We start from the raw sequence: 18,658 nt of genomic DNA, 5'->3' as shown, positions 1-18,658 counted from the left end.
AACATGTCAACGACTGTTATTATTCTTGCTGCAGGTAAAGGCACGCGTATGCGTTCAAGCTTACCGAAAGTATTACAACCCCTTGCAGGACGTCCTTTACTGGGTCATGTCATTGAAACGGCAAAAAAATTAAACGCAGATAATATTATTACCATTTATGGTCATGGTGGTGACCGTGTTCAAACAGTATTTGCACAACAAGATATTAAATGGGTAGAACAGGCTGAACAGCTGGGTACCGGCCATGCGGTACAAATGACCTTGCCTGTCCTGCCTCACGATGGCGTATCTCTGATTCTTTCCGGCGATGTACCATGCATTAATCCTGTAACCTTGCAAAAATTACTCGATGCCACCGCAGAAACCGGTATTGGTCTGGTGACCCTTACCCTGCCGGATGCGAATGGTTATGGCCGTATTGTACGTGAACAGGGTCAGATCCAGGCCATTGTTGAGCACAAGGATGCTTCCGAAGAGCAACGTCAGATTAAAGAAATTAATACCGGTATTTATGCAGTCAGTAATGCCAAGTTGCATCAATGGCTGCCAAATTTAAGTAATGACAATGCTCAAGGTGAATATTACCTGACTGATATTGTGGCGATGGCTTTGGCAGATGGTATGCAAGTTGCATCGGTAGAACCTGAAATGGCTTTTGAAGTTGAAGGGGTAAATGACCGTGTTCAGCTCGCTGCTTTAGAGCGTCAGTTCCAGATATTTCAGGCCAAACAGCTAATGCAACAAGGTGTACATCTGATTGATCCAAGCCGTTTTGACCTGCGTGGCAATTTAACTGTCGGTCAGGATGTCCGCATTGATATCAACGTGATTATCGAAGGTAATTGCGAGCTAGGCGACAACGTTGAAATTGGCGCCGGCTGTATTATCAAGAATACCAAGATTGCAACTGGCACCAAGGTTCAGCCATATAGCATTTTCGACAGCGCCATCGTTGGTGAAGATACGCAAATTGGCCCTTTTGCACGACTGCGTCCGGGTGCGAAGCTTGCTGCCGAGGTGCATATCGGTAACTTTGTAGAAGTGAAAAATACCACGATTGGCGTAGGCTCTAAAGCCAACCACTTCACCTATCTCGGTGATGCTGAAATCGGTGCCGGTTCTAATATTGGTGCAGGTACCATTACCTGCAATTATGATGGTGCGAATAAATTTAAAACCATCATTGGTGATCAGGCTTTCATTGGTTCGAACAGTTCATTGGTTGCACCTGTGAAAATTGGCAATGGTGCTACAGTGGGTGCAGGCTCGACGATTACTCGTGATGTGGAAGACAACAGTTTGGCGGTAGAACGTTCTAAGCAATTTGCCAAAGAAAACTATCCACGTCCGCAAAAAATCAAGAAATAAGGGGGAATAAATATGTGTGGTATCGTCGGTGGCATTGCAGAACGTAGCATTACCAATATTTTGATTGAAGGCTTAAAACGCCTGGAATACCGGGGTTATGATTCAGCAGGTTTGGCACTCATCAACAATAGCCAAGTCCTACGTGAACGTCGTGTCGGCAAGGTCACGAACCTTGAACAGGCCGTGAATGAATCACAGATTAGCGGTTCACTTGGCATTGCGCATACACGCTGGGCAACCCATGGCAAACCGACTGAAGAAAATGCCCATCCGCATATTTCTGAAAATGTGGCAGTGGTCCATAACGGGATCATTGAGAACTATCAAGAACTCAAAGATGATCTTGAAGCTTTGGGTTATGTCTTTACTTCACAGACCGATACAGAAGTGGTTGCACATCTGATCAATGACGCCCTTAAATCTACCCCAAGCTTAATGGAAGCTGTGCGCCAGGTGGTACCACAACTCAAAGGTGCTTATGCCCTAGGTATCGTGCATACAGATCATCCGGATGAACTTATTACCGTACGTGAAGGTTCTCCACTCGTCATTGGTGTGGGGATTGGCGAGAACTTTATCAGTTCTGACCAGTTGGCGCTGCTCCCGATTACCAACCGTTTTATCTACCTGGAAGAAGGTGATATTGCGCGTTTGACCCGCAGCACGATTGAAGTTTTCGTCGATGGTCAACTGGTCGATCGTCCGGTCAAGGAACTGGATGCTGCGGTCAGCAATGCCTCTAAAGGTGAATATAAGCACTACATGCTCAAAGAAATTTATGAGCAGCCTGAAGCGATCAAACAGACCATTTCCCAGGCTTTAAATGGCAATGACCTGCGCAAAGACTTTCTTGCCAGTGCGGAACAGGACTTCGCAAAAATCCAGCAAATCCAGATTATTGCCTGTGGTACCAGCTATCATGCCGGCATGATCGCCAAATACTGGTTTGAACAGCTGATTGATCTGCCGTGTCAGGTCGAGATTGCCAGCGAGTTCCGTTATCGTACGCCAGTGATTGTGAATCACACACTCTATGTGTGTATTTCTCAATCTGGTGAAACTGCTGATACCTTGGCTGCATTACGTGATACACAGAAACGTGCGGCGGCCAAAGGGCTGGACATCACTACGATGACCATCTGTAATGTCGCTACATCATCGATGGTACGTGAGACCCAGCATAGTCTGTTGACACTGGCAGGCCCAGAAATTGGTGTGGCATCTACCAAAGCCTTTACCACCCAGCTTGCTGCTTTAATGCTGTTAGTATTGAAAATTGGTTCGGTCAAAAATAGCATTTCTACAGAACAGATGACGAAGATCAGCACAGAACTCTGGCATTTGCCTAAAGTGATTCTGGACACTTTACGTCATGATAATGAAATTTTAGGTCTGTCTGAGCTGTTTGTTGAAAAGCAGCATTGCCTGTTCCTGGGCCGTGGTACGCACTTCCCGATCGCACTGGAAGGTGCACTCAAGCTGAAAGAAATTTCCTATATTCATGCTGAAGGTTATGCTGCAGGTGAGCTGAAACATGGTCCATTGGCACTGGTCGACAATGACATGCCGGTGGTGATTCTGGCACCGCAAGATGACATGCTGGATAAACTGAAATCCAATATGGAAGAAGTTCAGGCACGTGGTGGCGAACTGTTTGTCTTTGCCGATGAAAACAGCGGCATTAAAGCCAAAGAGCGTCAGCATGTGGTACATATTCCGGCAGTCAATGCAGTGCTGGCACCGATTGTATATAGCATCCCGGTGCAGTTACTGTCTTATCATGTGGCAGTGCTGCGTGGTACAGATGTCGATCAGCCACGTAATCTGGCAAAATCGGTTACGGTAGAATAATTAAAATTGAATCAGGGCTGGGGAACCGGCCTTTTTTCTTCTGAATGGAGAGCCTATAAATGACCAAACTGACTTGCTTCAAAGCCTATGACATTCGCGGCAAACTCGGCACCGAGCTCAATGAAGAGATTGCCTATAAAATTGGCCGTGCTTATGGACAGATTTATCAGCCAAAAACGGTGGTCATTGGCTGTGACATCCGGCTCAGCAGTGAAGGTTTAAAACAGGCCACCATTCACGGTTTAAATGATGCGGGTGTCAATGTTCTGGATCTGGGCATGACCGGCACGGAAGAAGTCTATTTTGGCGCCTTCCATCTGGATGTGCAAGGTGGTATTGAAATCACGGCCAGCCATAATCCGATGGACTATAATGGCATGAAACTGGTACGTGAAAATGCCCGTCCAATCAGTGCCGATACTGGTCTTAAAGAGATTCAGGCTTTAGCAGAATCAGATGAATTTATTGACGTCAGCAATAAAGGCCGTACTGAGAAATACAATATTCTGCCTGAATTTGTAAATCATCTGATGAGCTATATTGATCCGGCAAAAATCCGTCCGATGAAACTGGTCATGAATGCCGGGAATGGAGCAGCAGGCCATGTGATTGATGCGATTGAGCAAAAGTTTCAACAACTCAATATTCCGGTCGAATTTATCAAAATTCATCATGAAGCTGACGGCAATTTCCCGAATGGGATTCCCAATCCGATTTTAACTGAAAACCGTGACAGCACCCGTGATGCGGTCATTCAGCATGGCGCAGATATGGGCATTGCCTGGGATGGTGACTTTGACCGCTGCTTCCTGTTCGATGAAAAAGGCCAGTTTATTGAAGGCTATTATATTGTCGGCCTTCTGGCTCAAGCCTTCTTGCTAAAGCAATCTGGCGAAAAAATTGTACATGATCCACGTCTGGTCTGGAATACACTGGATATTGTAGAGCAATACCAAGGGATCACGGTTCAGTCAAAATCAGGTCACGCCTTTATTAAAGATGTGATGCGTGAGCATAATGCGGCCTATGGTGGGGAAATGAGTGCCCATCATTATTTCCGTGACTTTGCCTATTGCGATAGCGGCATGATTCCATGGTTACTGGCGATAGTAGTACTGTCTGAAACAGGAAAATCCTTATCTTCTCTGGTGGAGGAGATGATCGCCAAGTTCCCGTGTAGTGGTGAGATCAACTTTAAAGTCGCCGATACCCAAACCACGATTCAAAAACTCTTTGATCACTATGCCGATCAAAATCCTGCAATTGATCAGACCGATGGTGTCAGTCTGGACTTTGGCACCTGGCGTTTTAATGTGCGTGCATCCAATACTGAACCTTTATTGCGTCTGAATATTGAAAGCCGTCGGGACCGCAATCCACGACCGATGCAGGACTATGTCGATGAGTTGACCCAGCTGATCCAGAGTTAAGGCTGCTGTATTAAGTACAATAAAACGGGAGCAATTTTGCTCCCGTTTTATATTTATATTCTTATAAAAATTTTAACGATAGCCATTCGGATTCTGCTTCTGCCAGTTCCAGCTATCTGCCAGCATATCCTCCAAACCATATTGTGCTGCCCAGTCCAACTCTTGTACTGCACGGCTATTATTTGCAAAACAGGTCGCCACATCACCTTCACGACGTGGTGCTAATTCAAATGGAATTGCAACACCATTGACCCGTTCAAAAGTATCTTTAACTTGTAGCACTGAAATGCCATTGCCAGTACCAATATTCCAGGCCCGACACCCTTGTGCAGTTAAACGATTATTGAGGGCACATAAATGTGCATTGGCCAGATCTACCACATGAATATAATCCCGTACACCCGTGCCATCGACAGTGTCATAATCATGACCAAAGATCGACAGTTTTTCACGTCGCCCTACTGCCACCTGAGTTACATAAGGCATTAAATTATTCGGAATACCTTGTGGATCTTCACCGATCTGCCCGCTTTTATGCGCGCCGACCGGATTAAAATAACGTAATAAGGCAATCGACCAACGTTCATCCGCCACAGACAACTTTTCCAAGAGCTGCTCAACAATAAGTTTGGTATAGCCATAGTTATTGGTCGGCATTCCGGTAGGCATCTCTTCATTTAAAGGTGAAGGATTATTTTCGCCATAGACCGTGGCTGAGGAACTAAACACCAGTTTAAAAACCTGCGCGCGCTGCATGGCCTGAACCAGGCTGATTGAACCGGCAATATTATTGTCAAAATAAGCTAGGGGAATTTGCTGGCTTTCTCCAACTGCTTTAAGCCCGGCAAAATGAATTACCGCATCAATACTATTTTGCTGAAAGACTTGATCCAGTAACTGGACATCCCGGATATCCCCTTCAACAAAGGTCAGGCTTTTCAGGGTCAACTGTTGCACCCGATTTAAAGACTCAGCAGCGCTATTGCAGAGATTATCTAAAACGATGACCTCATGCCCGGCATTTAATAATTCCACACAGGTATGTGAACCAATATAGCCTGCCCCACCGGTGACCAGAATTTTAGCCATGTGACTTTCCTAACAGAATTTTAATTAAACCTTGGGTTGAACCATCCAGACTATCCAGATCGCTCTGTTCGCCATTGAGGATCGGCAATAACTGATTGGCAATTTCCTTGCCTTTTTCTACGCCCCATTGATCAAATGGGTTGATATTCCACAGCACCGATTGCACAAAGACCTTATGTTCATATAGAGCAATCAGCATCCCCAGACTATAGGGATTCAGCTCTTGCAGTAACAAGGTACTGCTCGGCTGATTGCCTTCATACTGCTTATAAGCCGGCAAGCTAGCCAATTCGTTTTGATCCAGCGCTTCATTACCAAAAGCCAGTAAACGCGATTGCGCCAGACAATTCGACAATGCCAAATGATGCTGCTCGATTAATGCCTCAGCACTATCGGCATAGGTATATTGCTGACTGTTATAGCGCTTGACCGGTGCAATAAAGTCACAACTGACTGACTGGGTGCCCTGATGCAGGAGTTGATAGAAAGCATGTTGCGCATTCGGGCCAACCTCTCCCCAAATAATTGGACAGGTATCCAGCTGCACTTTTTCACCATTGCGCTGGATCGACTTGCCATTCGATTCCATTTCCAGCTGCTGCAAGTAGGAAGCAAAGTATTTTAGCCGGCCATCATAAGGCAGGATGGCATGGGTCTGAATATCCAGGAAATTGTTATTCCAGGCCCCCAACAGGCCCATCAACACCGGAATATTGCGCTCAAAAGGCTGATACTGAAAATGCTGATCGACCGCATAGGCACCAGCCAGCAGCTGCTTAAAACCTTCAATACCGATACTCAGTGCAATCGGCAATCCGATACAGGACCACAGTGAATAACGACCGCCGACCCAATCCCATAATAAGAGCTGGTTTTCCGGAGCAATTCCCCAGGCCGTCATTTTCTCCGGCTTGGTAGAAACTCCAATAAAATGATGCTTCAGAATATAGGGATGCTGACCCAAGGCTTTTTCCAGCCACAGGCGTACTGTCTGGGCATTGGTCAGGGTATCAATCGTGCCAAATGATTTGGACGAAATGATAAATAGCGTGGTTTCCGGACGCAGCTGATGCAACAACTCGGACAGCTGACTGCCATCCATGGTCGAGACGAAATGCACATTGAGTGGCTGGGCAGACTGGTATTTAAAATCCGATAAGGCATGGGTGACCATCAAGGGCCCAAGATCTGATCCGCCCACGCCAATATTGACCACATCCTGAATCACTTCCCCGGTGGCACCACGACGCTGCCCGGCATGAATTTGCTCGACCAAGGCATACATGCGCTCAAGTTGAGCATGCACATCAGCGGCCAGATCCGCATGCTGCTGATCCTGTGCTGGCAAGCGTAATGCCCAATGCATGGCAGCACGTTGCTCGGTATAATTAATATCCTGATTTGAAAATAAAGACCCGATCCAGGATCTTAGGTTTTGTGCATCTGCCCATTCAATCAGGCCCTGCATCACCGTGCTGTTCATTCTGTGTTTACTATAATCGAAGACCAGCTGTTCAAACTGAATTGAATATTTGTTAAAACGCTGGGGGTCTGCAGCAAACAATTCTCGTAGATGCACCGCATCAAGTTGTTCTTTGCTCGAGGCGAGTTTTTGACACACAGTTTCAGTATTTAGATCTGGTTTAAGCTGACTTAACATTAACGTCCCACCCCAATATAATTAAAACCACGCGCCTTGATATAGGCCGGATCATACAGATTACGACCATCCAAAATCAGGGGATGCTGCATCAGTTTAATGAGGTGTGGATAATCTGGACTACCATACTGCTTCCAGGCAGTCATCAAACATAAGGCATCTGCCCCCTCAACTGCCTGATATTGATCTTCACACAGGATTAGATCCTGCCGTGTCCCATAGACTTTTTTAATATTGGCCAATGCTTGCGGATCATGCAGTTTGACCGTCACCCCTTGCGCCCATAATGCAGTGAGCATGGCATGCACTGGAGATTGCTGGATGCTCGGGGTATTTTCTTTAAAGGCTGCACCCCAAATCGCCACCACTTTTCCCTGTAAATCGCCACGGAAATAATTCCATAGTTTGCGGAACAGTAATTCTTTTTGTTGTTCGTTAATCTCCCAGACCTGTTCCAGTAACTGGTTTTTCACCCCCGAATCTGCTACCGCATGCGTTAAGGTGCGGATATCATGCGAGAAGTTCTCTCCACCAAAACCGACTCCCGGAAACAAATAGGCGGAACCAATCCGGTTATCCGCCGCCATGCCTTGGCGTACCTGTTCAATATCAATCCCGAGTTTTTCTGCCACGCTGGCCAGATCATTCATATAACTGATCCGGGTGGCCAGCATGCCGGAAATACTGAGTTTGGTAAATTCGGCATCCAGTACCGGCATAAACAGATACTGCTGCGCACGCGGAAATAAGGGACGTAACAGCTCTCTGATTTTAGCCTGTGTATCTGCATGATCACAGCCCACGATCAGCTGGGTGGCCTGAACAAAACTACGCAGGGCATTACCTTCCTGAATAATATCGGGCAGATAAATCCAGTCATCATTCGGCAGCAGTTGTTGAAAACGTTGGGTGCCATGCAAGCCAAAAGTCGAAGCATTAATCATCAGCTTCGGATGAGCAAAACAGGCATGCCGAAGGGTATCCAGCATCTGAAATGCCTGCTGCTCTTCGGTGGCATTAAAACTAAAGAAAAAAACATCCTGATTAAAATCCAGATGCTGAAAATCACAACAGTTTAAAAAACCAGATTTTTCCTGTTTGTGCAGCAATGACTGCAAGGATTCATCCTGAAAATAAGTCCGGGCCGGCTCATCTGCACTGAAGCTGTTACACCACACCACCTGATGACCACATTCAGACAAAAGGGCCGAAATGACCCCGGAAAATAAGGTTTTCCCCAGTACTGCGACTTTCATAGTATTCCTTTGTTATTATTTTTTATTATAAAGCGAGTTCTTGGATCAACACTTTAAACTCGCGACCAAGCTTGGGATGATCAACCCCATAATGTAATACAGCTTTAAGATAGCCGAGCTTGTTGCCACAGTCAAAAGTTTGACCTTTCATACGATAAGCTTCCACCGCTTCAGTCTGCTGTAACATGGCAATCGCATCGGTGAGCTGAATTTCATTGCCAGCACCCCGTGGTGTCTGTTCCAGAAGCTGCATGATTTTCGCTGGCAGGATATAACGTCCAACCACAGACAGATTCGATGGTGCAGTGCCGACTGCCGGTTTTTCAACAATCCCTTGCATGACAATGCTTTCGCCTTCGGCCGGAGATGCGGCCACATCGACAATCCCATATTGATCCACCAGATGGTCAGGCACCGCTTCAACCATGATTTGTGCTGCTTGAGACGCGTCATAACGCTGAATCATGCGAGACAAATCATTTTCCGGATCCTGATCCTTGACCAGCACATCTGGTAATAATACTGCAAAATCTTCATCGCCAATCACGGCTTTGGCACACAGTACCGCATGACCCAAGCCCAAAGGTTGCGGTTGACGTACACTAATAATACTTACACCGCTAGGCAGAATTTCAGTAATTTCTTTGAGTAAATCGGTTTTGTTTTTTTGCGCAAGCGTGGTTTCCAGCTCAAAGTTACGATCAAAGTAATTTTCAATTGATGCCTTGGAAGAATGCGTCACCAGAATAATCTGTTCAATTCCGGCAGCCACGGCTTCACGTACCACATATTCAATCGCCGGACGGTCGACCACCGTGACCATTTCTTTGGGAATCGATTTGCTGGCCGGTAAAAAACGTGTACCGAGGCCTGCCACAGGAAGAATTGCTTTCTTAATCATATCTATAAATAACCTAGTTCACTTGAATGTCATTACCACGGACATAACCATCGACATAGTATTCCAGCTGCGCCAATGCCCATTCAATATCGGATTGGGTCGCTGAAAGTTCATGCATCCGGTTAAAGACCTCCAGGATTTCTGCCAATGGATAATGCTTCTCGACTGATCTCAAAATACGCTTATGCGAGGTAATTTCTGTATTTTCTTCATCAATCAGCAGTTCTTCATACAGCTTTTCACCCGGACGTAAGCCGGTATATTGAATTTCAATATCGCCATTTGGATTTTTTTCTTCACGGACTTTAAGTCCACTGAGTGAAATCATTTGTCGTGCCAGATCCTGAATCCGTACCGGTTCACCCATATCCAGCAAGAACACATCTCCACCGGTACCGAGGGCACCAGCCTGAATCACCAGCTGCGAGGCTTCCGGAATGGTCATAAAGAAACGGGTCACTTCGGGATCGGTTACCGTGATTGGCCCACCCTTGGCAATCTGCTGTTTAAACAGCGGTACCACCGAGCCCGAAGAACCCAGTACATTACCAAAGCGGACAATACTGATCTGGGTCTGATCTTGAGCTTCTGCCATGGCCTGACAATACAGCTCTGCCATCCGCTTGGTCGCACCCATCACGTTGGTCGGACGTACCGCTTTATCGGTTGAAATCAGTACAAAGGTTTCGACGCCTTTTTTCACCGCAGCATTGACACTAAATGCCGTTCCCACCGCGTTATTTTTCAGGCCTGCTAATGGGTTACACTCCACCAGAGGTACATGTTTATAAGCCGCTGCATGATAAACTGTTTGGATCTCATATTGTTCAATCACCCGCTCCAGCTTGCGTTCATCCAACACTGAACCCAGGATCGGAATAATGTCACATGATGCTGTGAGACGTAATTCTTTATCAATACTATATAAAGCAAATTCTGTCAGTTCATAAATAATAATTTTGGCCGGCTGGTTTTTAATAATCTGGCGACAAAGCTCAGAACCAATTGAGCCACCTGCGCCTGTCACCATCACCACTTTATCTTGAATATTTTTGGCTAAAAGTTCTGCAACTGGCGGTACCGGATCGCGGCCTAGCAGGTCAATAATATCCACTTCCTGAATATCGGAAATGCGAATTTCACCATCGACCAGTTTAGTCAGGCCGGGAATCTCGGTAATTTTAAGATGTGCCGGTTCTAAAAATTTAACGATTTCACTTTTACGTATCCGCCCGACTGAGGGCAGTGCAATCAAAATTTCACTAATTTTTAATTTAGTCAGATATTTCAGCGCTATATCTGGCAAATAAACTTGAATACCCCCAATATTCTGGCCGTTTAAAGACGGATCATCATCAATAAATAGAATCGGTAGATGCTCATTAGAGCGGTTTAAAGTGGCTGCCACCTGCTGCCCGGCATAACCTGCCCCATAAATCGCAATGCGTTTTTTAGGTACACCTGACTTTAAATAGGACTGTACGACAAAACGAATCACACCCCGACTAAACCAGACCCAGGCAAACATCATAAAGCCGAACATCAAGGGGATAGAGGTCGGGATGAAAGCATGGGTGCCATAAGCCAGCAAGTACAATCCGATCACACTTAATATCGTCGCGAGACCCAATTTAACAATAAAAAACTCATTAAAAGTCCGTACAATAAAACGGTATACACCACAAATAAACAGCATAAGGACTGCTATCGTACTGACCCAAATCGAGCCAAAAGGAATATTGGGTACAACTTCTGCGCCGAGGTCAAACTGGCGGATGGCATAACACAGCCAGATTAGAACAGGGAAAATACAAAAGTCTAAAATGACTAAAAATGCGAGTTTTGCTGAACGTGGAGATTCGACTAAAGGCAGGATGATGGACTTCACGTGATATGTCTTCTCAATAGTACTTATAAGTTTCAATCCAATTTAGGTATTAGAATGACTAAATTGAAACTTGGGTAAATTTATCAAATGCACCTGTTGGTGCATTCTACGTGATTGAATCATGATTAGATTATATGCGACTAATGATCTGCTGGATGGCAGATTCAGTTGTTTGAATATTATTTTCTGTTAATGTCGGATGGACCAAGAACATCAAACTGGTTTCACCCAGTTTTTGCGCATTTTGCAAACGCTGTGTCGGTCGCCATGCTGTACCATCAAAAGCATGCTCCAAATACACCTCGGAACAAGATCCACTAAAACATGGCACACCCAAGGCATTCATCTCTGTCATAATCCGGTCACGTGACCAGCCTTCAGGCAACCGATCTGTATTGACCTGCACATAACATTTATATGCGGCATGGACATAGTCATCGGATGGGCGATGCACGCTAAAATATGGACTGTCTGCAAATGCAGCATAAATTTTTTCCATATTGGCCATGCGTTTTGCAGTCCATTCCGGCATCATTTTGAGCTGAATACGTCCAATCACCGCCTGCATTTCCATCATGCGCCAGTTGGTACCAAATGAATCATGTAACCAGCGGAATCCCGGTGGATGCTGCTTGTTATAGATGCTATCAAAATTCTTGCCATGGTCTTTATAAGACCACATTTTTTTCCACAGCTCTTCATCATTGGTGGTGACCATACCGCCTTCACCGCCTGTGGTCATGATCTTGTCCTGACAAAACGACCAGGCTGCGATATGACCGATGGAACCAGCCGACTTGCCTTTGTATTTTGCGCCATGTGCCTGTGCACAGTCTTCAATCACATACAGGCCTTTATCGGCAGCCAGCTGCATGATCGGATCCATGTCACACATCCAGCCAGCCAGATGCACACAAATAATCGCTTTGGTATTTGGGGTCAGTACTGCTTGGATGGTTTCAGCAGAAATATTCTGTGAATCCAGCTCAACATCAGCAAAAATAGGATTTGCTCCAGCCGTCACAATCGAACTGGCCGATGCCAGAAAGGTGCGTGAGGTGACAATTACATCATCCCCGGCGCCAATGCCTAAGGCTTTTAAAGCAACATCGAGTGCCACGGTTCCATTAGCTAAAGCCACTGCATACTGGGTTTCTGCAAACTGGGCAAATTCTTTTTCAAACTCACGGCATTCTTGCCCTGTCCAGTAGTTGACTTTATTCGACAATAAAACCCGGGAAACCGCATCCGCTTCTTTCTGGGTAAAACTTGGCCATGGTTCAAATGCAGTATTTAACATGATGTTTCCTGAATTTTTAAAATTTAAAAACTTATTTTTTCTCTAAAATCCGTGCCGGATTACCAACGACCGTCACGCCCGGTGGCACACTTTTGGTGACGACAGCGCCCATGCCCACCACTGCTCCCTTGCCAATCACTAAAGGTTGATCTGGTGTGCCCTGTTTGATCACGGCACCCGTACCAATATAGGCATGGTCTTCAATATGAATATTGCCATTACATTTCACGCCGGGAGCAAAAGTGACATAGTCACCAATGACACAGTCATGCTCAACATAACTATATAAATTGGCATGAAAGCATTTGCCAATCTTGATATTAGAAGTGAGAGTCACAAACGGACTTAAAGCAGCACCGGGGGCAATTTCTATTGCATCCATACGTACGACATTATCTGCCTGAACCGTCCATAGCTCAATTGCATCTTGTTCAAGTTTTATCGCTATTTTTTCACGGATCTGACTATTGGCAATCGCAATGAGAACTGACTTTCTATCAGCCTTTAGATTTTTAAATGCTGCATAATTTAATACTCTATGCCCATTAACCGTCGTTTCTTCGATCAGACTGTCATCTATAAAATAGATTTCGGCATTTATATTCTGACGCTGTAATTGCTGGCGGGCGACTGGCATCAAGCTCCGACCACAACCTGAAGCACCATACACTGCATAGATTTCAGTCATGGAGATTGTCCGTTTTTGTGCCAGTAAACTTGGTCATGGTGGCTTCACCCTCAGCACTGATATCATCTTTTGCTAAAACTTTATGTACCGTTTTAAACATGATTTTGAAATCGAGCCAAATCGACTGATTTTCGACATACCAGGTATCCAGCTTGAATTTTTCTTCCCATCCAATGGCATTACGACCATTGACCTGTGCGTGACCTGTCATGCCCGGTCTAACATTATGGCGTTTGGCCTGTTCAGGGCTGTAAAGTGGCAGGTATTCCATCAGCAGGGGGCGTGGGCCAACAATACTCATATCGCCTTTAATCACGTTCCAGAGTTCTGGCATTTCATCCAGACTGGTGGAGCGCAGCATTTGTCCAAAAGGCGTTAAGCGTTCACTGTCCGGCAACGGTTTACCCTGTTCATCCACAGCATCTTTCATGGTCCGAAACTTGATCATCTCAAAAGGCTTGCCATGTAAACCGGGACGCACCTGGCGAAACAACACCGGAGAACCCAGATTTTTTTTCACTTTGTAGGCAACAAATGCATAAAGTGGAGAAAGCAGGATCAGGGCGATGGACGCAATAATAATATCGAGAAGGCGTTTTAGCATTTAGATCAGACCCATTTCTTGCATCATATGTGCGTTTACCTGATGTACATCGTATTTATGAAGTGCGATTTCTCGGGAGCGACTTCCCATTTTAGCGATAAGCTCTGGTTGAACAATCAGTTTCTCCATTGCTTTTACTAAACTTTCCACGGATTTTACTTCAACCAGAAAGCCGTTATCGCCATCGGTAACAGTTTCACGACAACCAGGTGCATCTGTAGTAATAATTGCCCGCCCCATAGCCATGGCTTCTAAGACAGTACGGGGTGTGCCTTCACGATACGACGGCAACACATACACCGAGCTTTCTGCAATTGCAGGACGAACATCGGATAATTTTCCCCAGTATTTTAATGTATTACTGGCTACCCATTGATCTAATTCTTGCTGGTCAATAGCTGAAGGATTCTCATCAATCCATCCCACCAGATTAAATTCTACATGCGGATATTTATGTTTGATAATTTTTGCTGCTTCGGCATATTCACGGATACCTTTATCTACCAGTAAACGTGCAATCAGCAAGAAGGATATTTTATTTTTTTGATCAGCAGTTAGAGGCAAAGGCAATACATTGAATTCGGCAACATTAACTCCAGAACCGTTCACTACCACTGTAGGCGTTTGAACGGTTAAAAGCTTTAAATCCTGAAAAAGTTTTAAGTCATCCGGATTTTGGAAAAATGCCTTATGACTGCGCGACAATGCCTGGTGGTATAAACCATGAACCAGTTTCTGGAAAATACTACGCTTAGTCTGAGTTTCTACATTTTGAAATGCATAGCCCAAACCTGTAATTAAGGCATACCGATTCGGTACTTTTGCTAGCCACGCAGCGAGTGTTCCATAGATCACTGGCTTGATCGTATAAGATAGAACATAATCAGGTTTGATTTTTTTTATAAGCGTATACATGCTTCCTAAGGTTTTTAAGTCTGCTACCGGATTAGTGCCTGTGCGTTGCATGGAAACTTCATGTATGAAATAACCTAAATCTAGGAGTTTTTCATGTTCGGTAGGGAAAGACGTCAGATCAGGTGCAATAATATGGATTTCATAGCCTTGCTGATGGATCGCTTCGAGTAACTTTCCACGAAAGTTTAAGACGGAAGGGAGGAAGCTAGAAACTATTAAAAATTTAGTTTTCATACAATTGAAGCCACTTACTCATAATAGTATCAGATGAAAAACGATTTTCAATTATTCTACGATTTTCATCTTCGATAAATTCAACTTGCTCTTGATTTAAATGAATTAAGCTATCAATCGCTTTGCAAAACTCATTTACATTACCAGCCTCAATTAAGTATTCTGAGTCTTCTCCCAAAATTTCCGTAAAACCAGCATTCTTAGAAACAATCACTCGCTTAGAACAAGCCATAGCTTCCGCCAGTACTAAACCAAAACCTTCCCACGCAGATGTAGAAATAAAAATATCACACATATTCATCAGCTGCGGAATATCCTGCCTAATACCCAATAAAATAACTTTATCTTCTAAAGCAAAAGTCTTAATTTCCGCTTCGATAGAAGCTCTAAGCTCACCATCTCCAACAATAAATAACTTAATATTTTTTTCTTTATATCGTAACTGATCAAAAATTCTAATCAACGTAGGATAGTCTTTTGCTGGATGAAAACGTCCAACCGCTAATAGACAGACATCATCTTTTTTTAAATTAAATTGTTTTCTATATTGTGCTCTGTAATCATCATTTTTTTTAAACTTATTAATATCAACTGAGTTATTAACTACTAATATCTTATTCGGGTTTACGGCACCAGCTGCAACTAATTTATTTTTTGCTTGCTCACTTACATTTGTAGAAATCGTCATTAAAGGGCTTGTTAACGCGTAAATTAACATTCTTAAACGCCCCCCCTCAAAATCACTATGCGACGTGCAAATTAATTTAGGAAATGAACTAAATAATCGTGCAATTCTAGAAAAAACATTTGCATGATACATATTGCTATGTACAACATCTGGATTTTTTTTACTTATTATTTTAATAAAATTAATAAAAGCAAAAATTGGATTTTTTTTAAAGTCCAAAAATATAATTTCTATTTTTTTTGACTGAGGAACAACGACAACTTCACCAACCATATATACTAATGTAACATCATGACCTAAATCTGCCATATTATCAGCTAAGTTGGTGATAACTTTTTCAGCCCCTCCCATACCTAAACCTGTAATTAAATATAATAAATTCATTAAAAACTCCTATCTATATTGTCATAATAGCTAAGTAACTTTCATGATAAAATAACCAAGCACCCACTAAAATACTATATACGAGCAAACATATATTAATGAAATCAAGTCTATTAATAATAGACATAAATATAAATGGGAAAAAGATGGTAATTACACGACCAGAGATTGGGGTAAGAAAATAAAAAACAACATAAATCATAACTCCAATAATTGCCAAAAAGGTAATATAATCAACTTTTTTATTAACATAATATCTATAAATATTTGCAACAAGAAATGGAATAAAAAATAAAAAGAACCAACCTGAACCTGCTTCGTATTGTAAATAATCATCCAATTTATCTACAGAAAATATAGCTGAAATAATTGACAAAAGTAAACCAAAAAACAATGCCAATGATAACTGCAAAGTCAATCTATAAAATAAATCACGATCAGAAAAAAACTTTAGAAAAACAGAGTCTGCAATTAAAAAAGGCGTTACTATTAAAAACGAAGTATGAATTAATCCTAATAATATAGAAATACAAATTAAAAGCACATTAACATTCTTAATATAATAAATAGCAAATAAAAACAAAGAAATTGCAATACTTTGCCTCAAGGAGCCTAATTGGTAAGAAAAGCCAAAAGGTAATAAAAAGAATGCCAACAACCCTAATAACGGAAGTATAGTTTTTTTACTATAACTAAAAAATAAAAAACAAAGTGTAAAATTAATAAAAAAAACAAAAGAATAAACTATATTTTCAGGAACAAAAAATAGAGCTAAAAATTTATTCATGTACAAAAATAAAGACTCACCTGTTAAAAGTGAAGCACCCGATTTTAAAAAAAGGAAAAAATCATAATTCTCTGCATATGACAGATAATTAACCCGATCCTTAAAGTAAAAATGTGGTATTAGGGTAAAAATATATCCATAAATAATACTTAAAAAAATATAAAATATAGATTTAACTTTTGATTTTTCAACTAAAACCATACCAAAGCCTGTATTTAAGAATTAAATAAAAATCAAAAATAATTTTTTAAATTATATCACACCATTCATTTACAATATTTTGTATACCAAAATTCTTAACATTATCAAGTGACTTTTTAACCATCATTTGATACTCCGAATCATTAAGGTTCATTGCTTTTTCTAAGTAAAATTGCATAGATGTAATATCTTCTGGCTCCACCAAAAAACCATTCACATTATGTTGAACTAAATCGCTTGGTCCTGTATCACAATCAAAAGTAACGATTGGTAAACCATACGATTGCGCTTCTAAAAGAACCATTGGCAAACCTTCATTTCGTGAACTTAAACAAAACAAAGAACTTTTTTCATAGTAAGGGGTTACATCTGTTGTCATACCAGTAAAAACAACTTGACTCTCAATACCCAAATCACAAGCTAATTGCTTTAGACTTTCTTCTTCTGGCCCACCCCCAACAATATATAAAGTCCAAGTTTTATTCGACTCACATATTTTTTGCCATGTCTGTAGTAATAAGTCAAAACCTTTAACTTTCGTTAAACGCCCAACAGCAAGTACTATTTTTGAGTCTAAACATGCACTTGGAGATTTTTTCTGATAAGTCGCAGGATTAGCAATATGTATTAGTTTAGCATTAATAGTATCCAAACCCTCCTGCCAAAATTTTTTATCTTTAGACGTTAAAGTTACAACATAATCACAATATTTAGCAGCCCATTTTCGAGCGGTTTCTCTGTACTTTACACCATTATTATTTTTAAAATTAAAATGCTCCCAGCAAATATGATTCACATCTGTCCACCATAATGCAGGAATTGTAAATGAGCATGAGATCGTATCAACTACTATTAAAGTATCAATATCATACTGCTTTATAAAAGTTCGAATACTCCATATTGTACCAAAAAAATTCTTTTTGAATGAAATTTTCTTTTCATATAAAGAATATATTGAGATATTATCATTTAATTTAAAAAAAGGCTCTAAACCATCCACTAAACTTACAATAGATACTTTATAGCCTTTTCTTTTTGAAAGTTCATTTGCAACCAAACTAGTAACACGTTCTGTACCGCCCGAATTATTTAAATTTCCGATTAAGAAGCAAATGTTTTTCAAAATAACACCTTATAATTTTTAATTAATAAAACTATTAACTTTTTTCTTAAGCTCATTAGCTAAAATTAAATAGTCTTGTTTATTTTCTAGCACAATATTTTCATCAATTAACCCAGAAATTTCAAAATTAGATGAAATTTCTTTAGTTTTTCTATTCACATTAATCGTATGGAATAAATCTGATAGACCCTCCATTCGGCAGGCATCAAATTCTTTTTCTTTAATAAAATTATCTAAGCCTGCTTTCCAAGTTGGACTAATTTCTTTACCTTGCAAATATCTATGATAAAG

General features: G+C 42.1%; 15 protein-coding genes and 1 pseudogene. 3 read left to right on the top strand and 13 right to left on the bottom strand.

Translation table 11 applies throughout. From position 1 onward, the window contains the following. Positions 1-3: 3 nt before the first annotated feature. Genes glmU through FTV48_RS07125 form a run of 3 tightly spaced genes read left to right on the top strand, consistent with a single transcriptional unit; the run spans position 4 to position 4,649 of the window. On the top strand, positions 4-1,368 hold the full coding sequence (glmU, locus tag FTV48_RS07135; RefSeq protein WP_179999831.1) for a bifunctional UDP-N-acetylglucosamine diphosphorylase/glucosamine-1-phosphate N-acetyltransferase GlmU: 1,365 nt from the start codon (positions 4-6) through the stop codon (positions 1,366-1,368). A gap of 12 nt (positions 1,369-1,380) precedes the next feature. Then, positions 1,381-3,219, top strand: coding sequence for a glutamine--fructose-6-phosphate transaminase (isomerizing) (gene glmS / locus FTV48_RS07130; RefSeq protein ID WP_179999829.1), 1,839 nt, complete (start codon positions 1,381-1,383; stop codon positions 3,217-3,219). 59 nt (positions 3,220-3,278) lie between these two features. After that, complete coding sequence (locus tag FTV48_RS07125) at positions 3,279-4,649, top strand: phosphomannomutase CpsG (RefSeq protein WP_179999827.1); 1,371 nt, start codon at positions 3,279-3,281, stop codon at positions 4,647-4,649. 72 nt (positions 4,650-4,721) lie between these two features. Here the strand turns inward: FTV48_RS07125 and galE are convergent, their stop codons facing one another. The 13 genes and pseudogenes from galE to FTV48_RS07060 all read right to left on the bottom strand — a co-directional run. Continuing rightward, positions 4,722-5,738 carry a UDP-glucose 4-epimerase GalE gene (galE, locus tag FTV48_RS07120; RefSeq protein WP_179999825.1) on the bottom strand — a complete coding sequence of 339 codons (1,017 nt, stop codon included), beginning with the start codon at positions 5,736-5,738 and terminating at the stop codon, positions 4,722-4,724. Further along, complete coding sequence (gene pgi / locus FTV48_RS07115; protein WP_179999822.1) at positions 5,731-7,398, bottom strand: glucose-6-phosphate isomerase; 1,668 nt, start codon at positions 7,396-7,398, stop codon at positions 5,731-5,733. Before pgi ends, galE begins: the two co-directional genes overlap by 8 nt. Continuing rightward, entirely contained in the window at positions 7,398-8,654 is a 1,257-nt protein-coding gene (locus FTV48_RS07110) for a nucleotide sugar dehydrogenase (RefSeq protein WP_179999821.1), read from the bottom strand. The genes pgi and FTV48_RS07110 overlap by 1 nt, the downstream gene beginning before the upstream one ends. A gap of 25 nt (positions 8,655-8,679) precedes the next feature. After that, on the bottom strand, positions 8,680-9,555 hold the full coding sequence (gene galU / locus FTV48_RS07105) for a UTP--glucose-1-phosphate uridylyltransferase GalU (protein WP_179999819.1): 876 nt from the start codon (positions 9,553-9,555) through the stop codon (positions 8,680-8,682). 13 nt (positions 9,556-9,568) lie between these two features. Further along, positions 9,569-11,443, bottom strand: a complete 1,875-nt coding sequence (locus tag FTV48_RS07100; RefSeq protein ID WP_179999817.1) for a nucleoside-diphosphate sugar epimerase/dehydratase — start codon at positions 11,441-11,443, stop codon at positions 9,569-9,571. 130 nt (positions 11,444-11,573) lie between these two features. Then, positions 11,574-12,743 carry a DegT/DnrJ/EryC1/StrS aminotransferase family protein gene (locus FTV48_RS07095; protein ID WP_179999815.1) on the bottom strand — a complete coding sequence of 390 codons (1,170 nt, stop codon included), beginning with the start codon at positions 12,741-12,743 and terminating at the stop codon, positions 11,574-11,576. A 31-nt stretch (positions 12,744-12,774) separates the two neighbouring features. Further along, entirely contained in the window at positions 12,775-13,431 is a 657-nt protein-coding gene (locus FTV48_RS07090) for a NeuD/PglB/VioB family sugar acetyltransferase (protein ID WP_179999813.1), read from the bottom strand. Then, on the bottom strand, positions 13,424-14,035 hold the full coding sequence (locus FTV48_RS07085) for a sugar transferase (protein ID WP_179999811.1): 612 nt from the start codon (positions 14,033-14,035) through the stop codon (positions 13,424-13,426). Before FTV48_RS07085 ends, FTV48_RS07090 begins: the two co-directional genes overlap by 8 nt. Next, complete coding sequence (locus FTV48_RS07080; RefSeq protein WP_179999810.1) at positions 14,036-15,184, bottom strand: glycosyltransferase family 4 protein; 1,149 nt, start codon at positions 15,182-15,184, stop codon at positions 14,036-14,038. After that, complete coding sequence (locus FTV48_RS07075) at positions 15,174-16,256, bottom strand: glycosyltransferase (protein ID WP_179999807.1); 1,083 nt, start codon at positions 16,254-16,256, stop codon at positions 15,174-15,176. The genes FTV48_RS07080 and FTV48_RS07075 overlap by 11 nt, the downstream gene beginning before the upstream one ends. Before the next feature lie 13 nt (positions 16,257-16,269). After that, a complete protein-coding gene (locus FTV48_RS07070) occupies positions 16,270-17,244 on the bottom strand; it encodes an EpsG family protein (protein WP_179999805.1) in 975 nt (324 codons plus the stop codon). 46 nt (positions 17,245-17,290) lie between these two features. Next, complete coding sequence (locus FTV48_RS07065) at positions 17,291-18,367, bottom strand: glycosyltransferase family 4 protein (RefSeq protein WP_179999804.1); 1,077 nt, start codon at positions 18,365-18,367, stop codon at positions 17,291-17,293. Positions 18,368-18,385: 18 nt separating this feature from the next. Continuing rightward, a pseudogene (locus FTV48_RS07060) lies at positions 18,386-18,658 on the bottom strand (hypothetical protein); the annotation flags it as partial.

It is taken from the genome of Acinetobacter sp. YH18001 (assembly GCF_013416975.1).
Taxonomy (GTDB): domain Bacteria; phylum Pseudomonadota; class Gammaproteobacteria; order Pseudomonadales; family Moraxellaceae; genus Acinetobacter; species Acinetobacter pseudolwoffii.
Note: the sequence above shows the minus strand (reverse complement) of the source record. Positions and strands in the feature narration are given on the sequence as shown.

What these genes read in the sequence shown, in the direction of transcription:
- glmU (WP_179999831.1), top strand. Translation starts at nt 4, where the DNA reads ATGTCAACGACTGTTATTATTCTTGCTGCAGGTAAAGGCACGCGTATG.
- glmS (WP_179999829.1), top strand. Translation starts at nt 1,381, where the DNA reads ATGTGTGGTATCGTCGGTGGCATTGCAGAACGTAGCATTACCAATATT.
- FTV48_RS07125 (WP_179999827.1), top strand. Translation starts at nt 3,279, where the DNA reads ATGACCAAACTGACTTGCTTCAAAGCCTATGACATTCGCGGCAAACTC.
- galE (WP_179999825.1), bottom strand. Translation starts at nt 5,738, where the DNA reads ATGGCTAAAATTCTGGTCACCGGTGGGGCAGGCTATATTGGTTCACAT.
- pgi (WP_179999822.1), bottom strand. Translation starts at nt 7,398, where the DNA reads ATGTTAAGTCAGCTTAAACCAGATCTAAATACTGAAACTGTGTGTCAA.
- FTV48_RS07110 (WP_179999821.1), bottom strand. Translation starts at nt 8,654, where the DNA reads ATGAAAGTCGCAGTACTGGGGAAAACCTTATTTTCCGGGGTCATTTCG.
- galU (WP_179999819.1), bottom strand. Translation starts at nt 9,555, where the DNA reads ATGATTAAGAAAGCAATTCTTCCTGTGGCAGGCCTCGGTACACGTTTT.
- FTV48_RS07095 (WP_179999815.1), bottom strand. Translation starts at nt 12,743, where the DNA reads ATGTTAAATACTGCATTTGAACCATGGCCAAGTTTTACCCAGAAAGAA.
- FTV48_RS07090 (WP_179999813.1), bottom strand. Translation starts at nt 13,431, where the DNA reads ATGACTGAAATCTATGCAGTGTATGGTGCTTCAGGTTGTGGTCGGAGC.
- FTV48_RS07085 (WP_179999811.1), bottom strand. Translation starts at nt 14,035, where the DNA reads ATGCTAAAACGCCTTCTCGATATTATTATTGCGTCCATCGCCCTGATC.
- FTV48_RS07080 (WP_179999810.1), bottom strand. Translation starts at nt 15,184, where the DNA reads ATGAAAACTAAATTTTTAATAGTTTCTAGCTTCCTCCCTTCCGTCTTA.
- FTV48_RS07075 (WP_179999807.1), bottom strand. Translation starts at nt 16,256, where the DNA reads ATGAATTTATTATATTTAATTACAGGTTTAGGTATGGGAGGGGCTGAA.
- FTV48_RS07070 (WP_179999805.1), bottom strand. Translation starts at nt 17,244, where the DNA reads ATGGTTTTAGTTGAAAAATCAAAAGTTAAATCTATATTTTATATTTTT.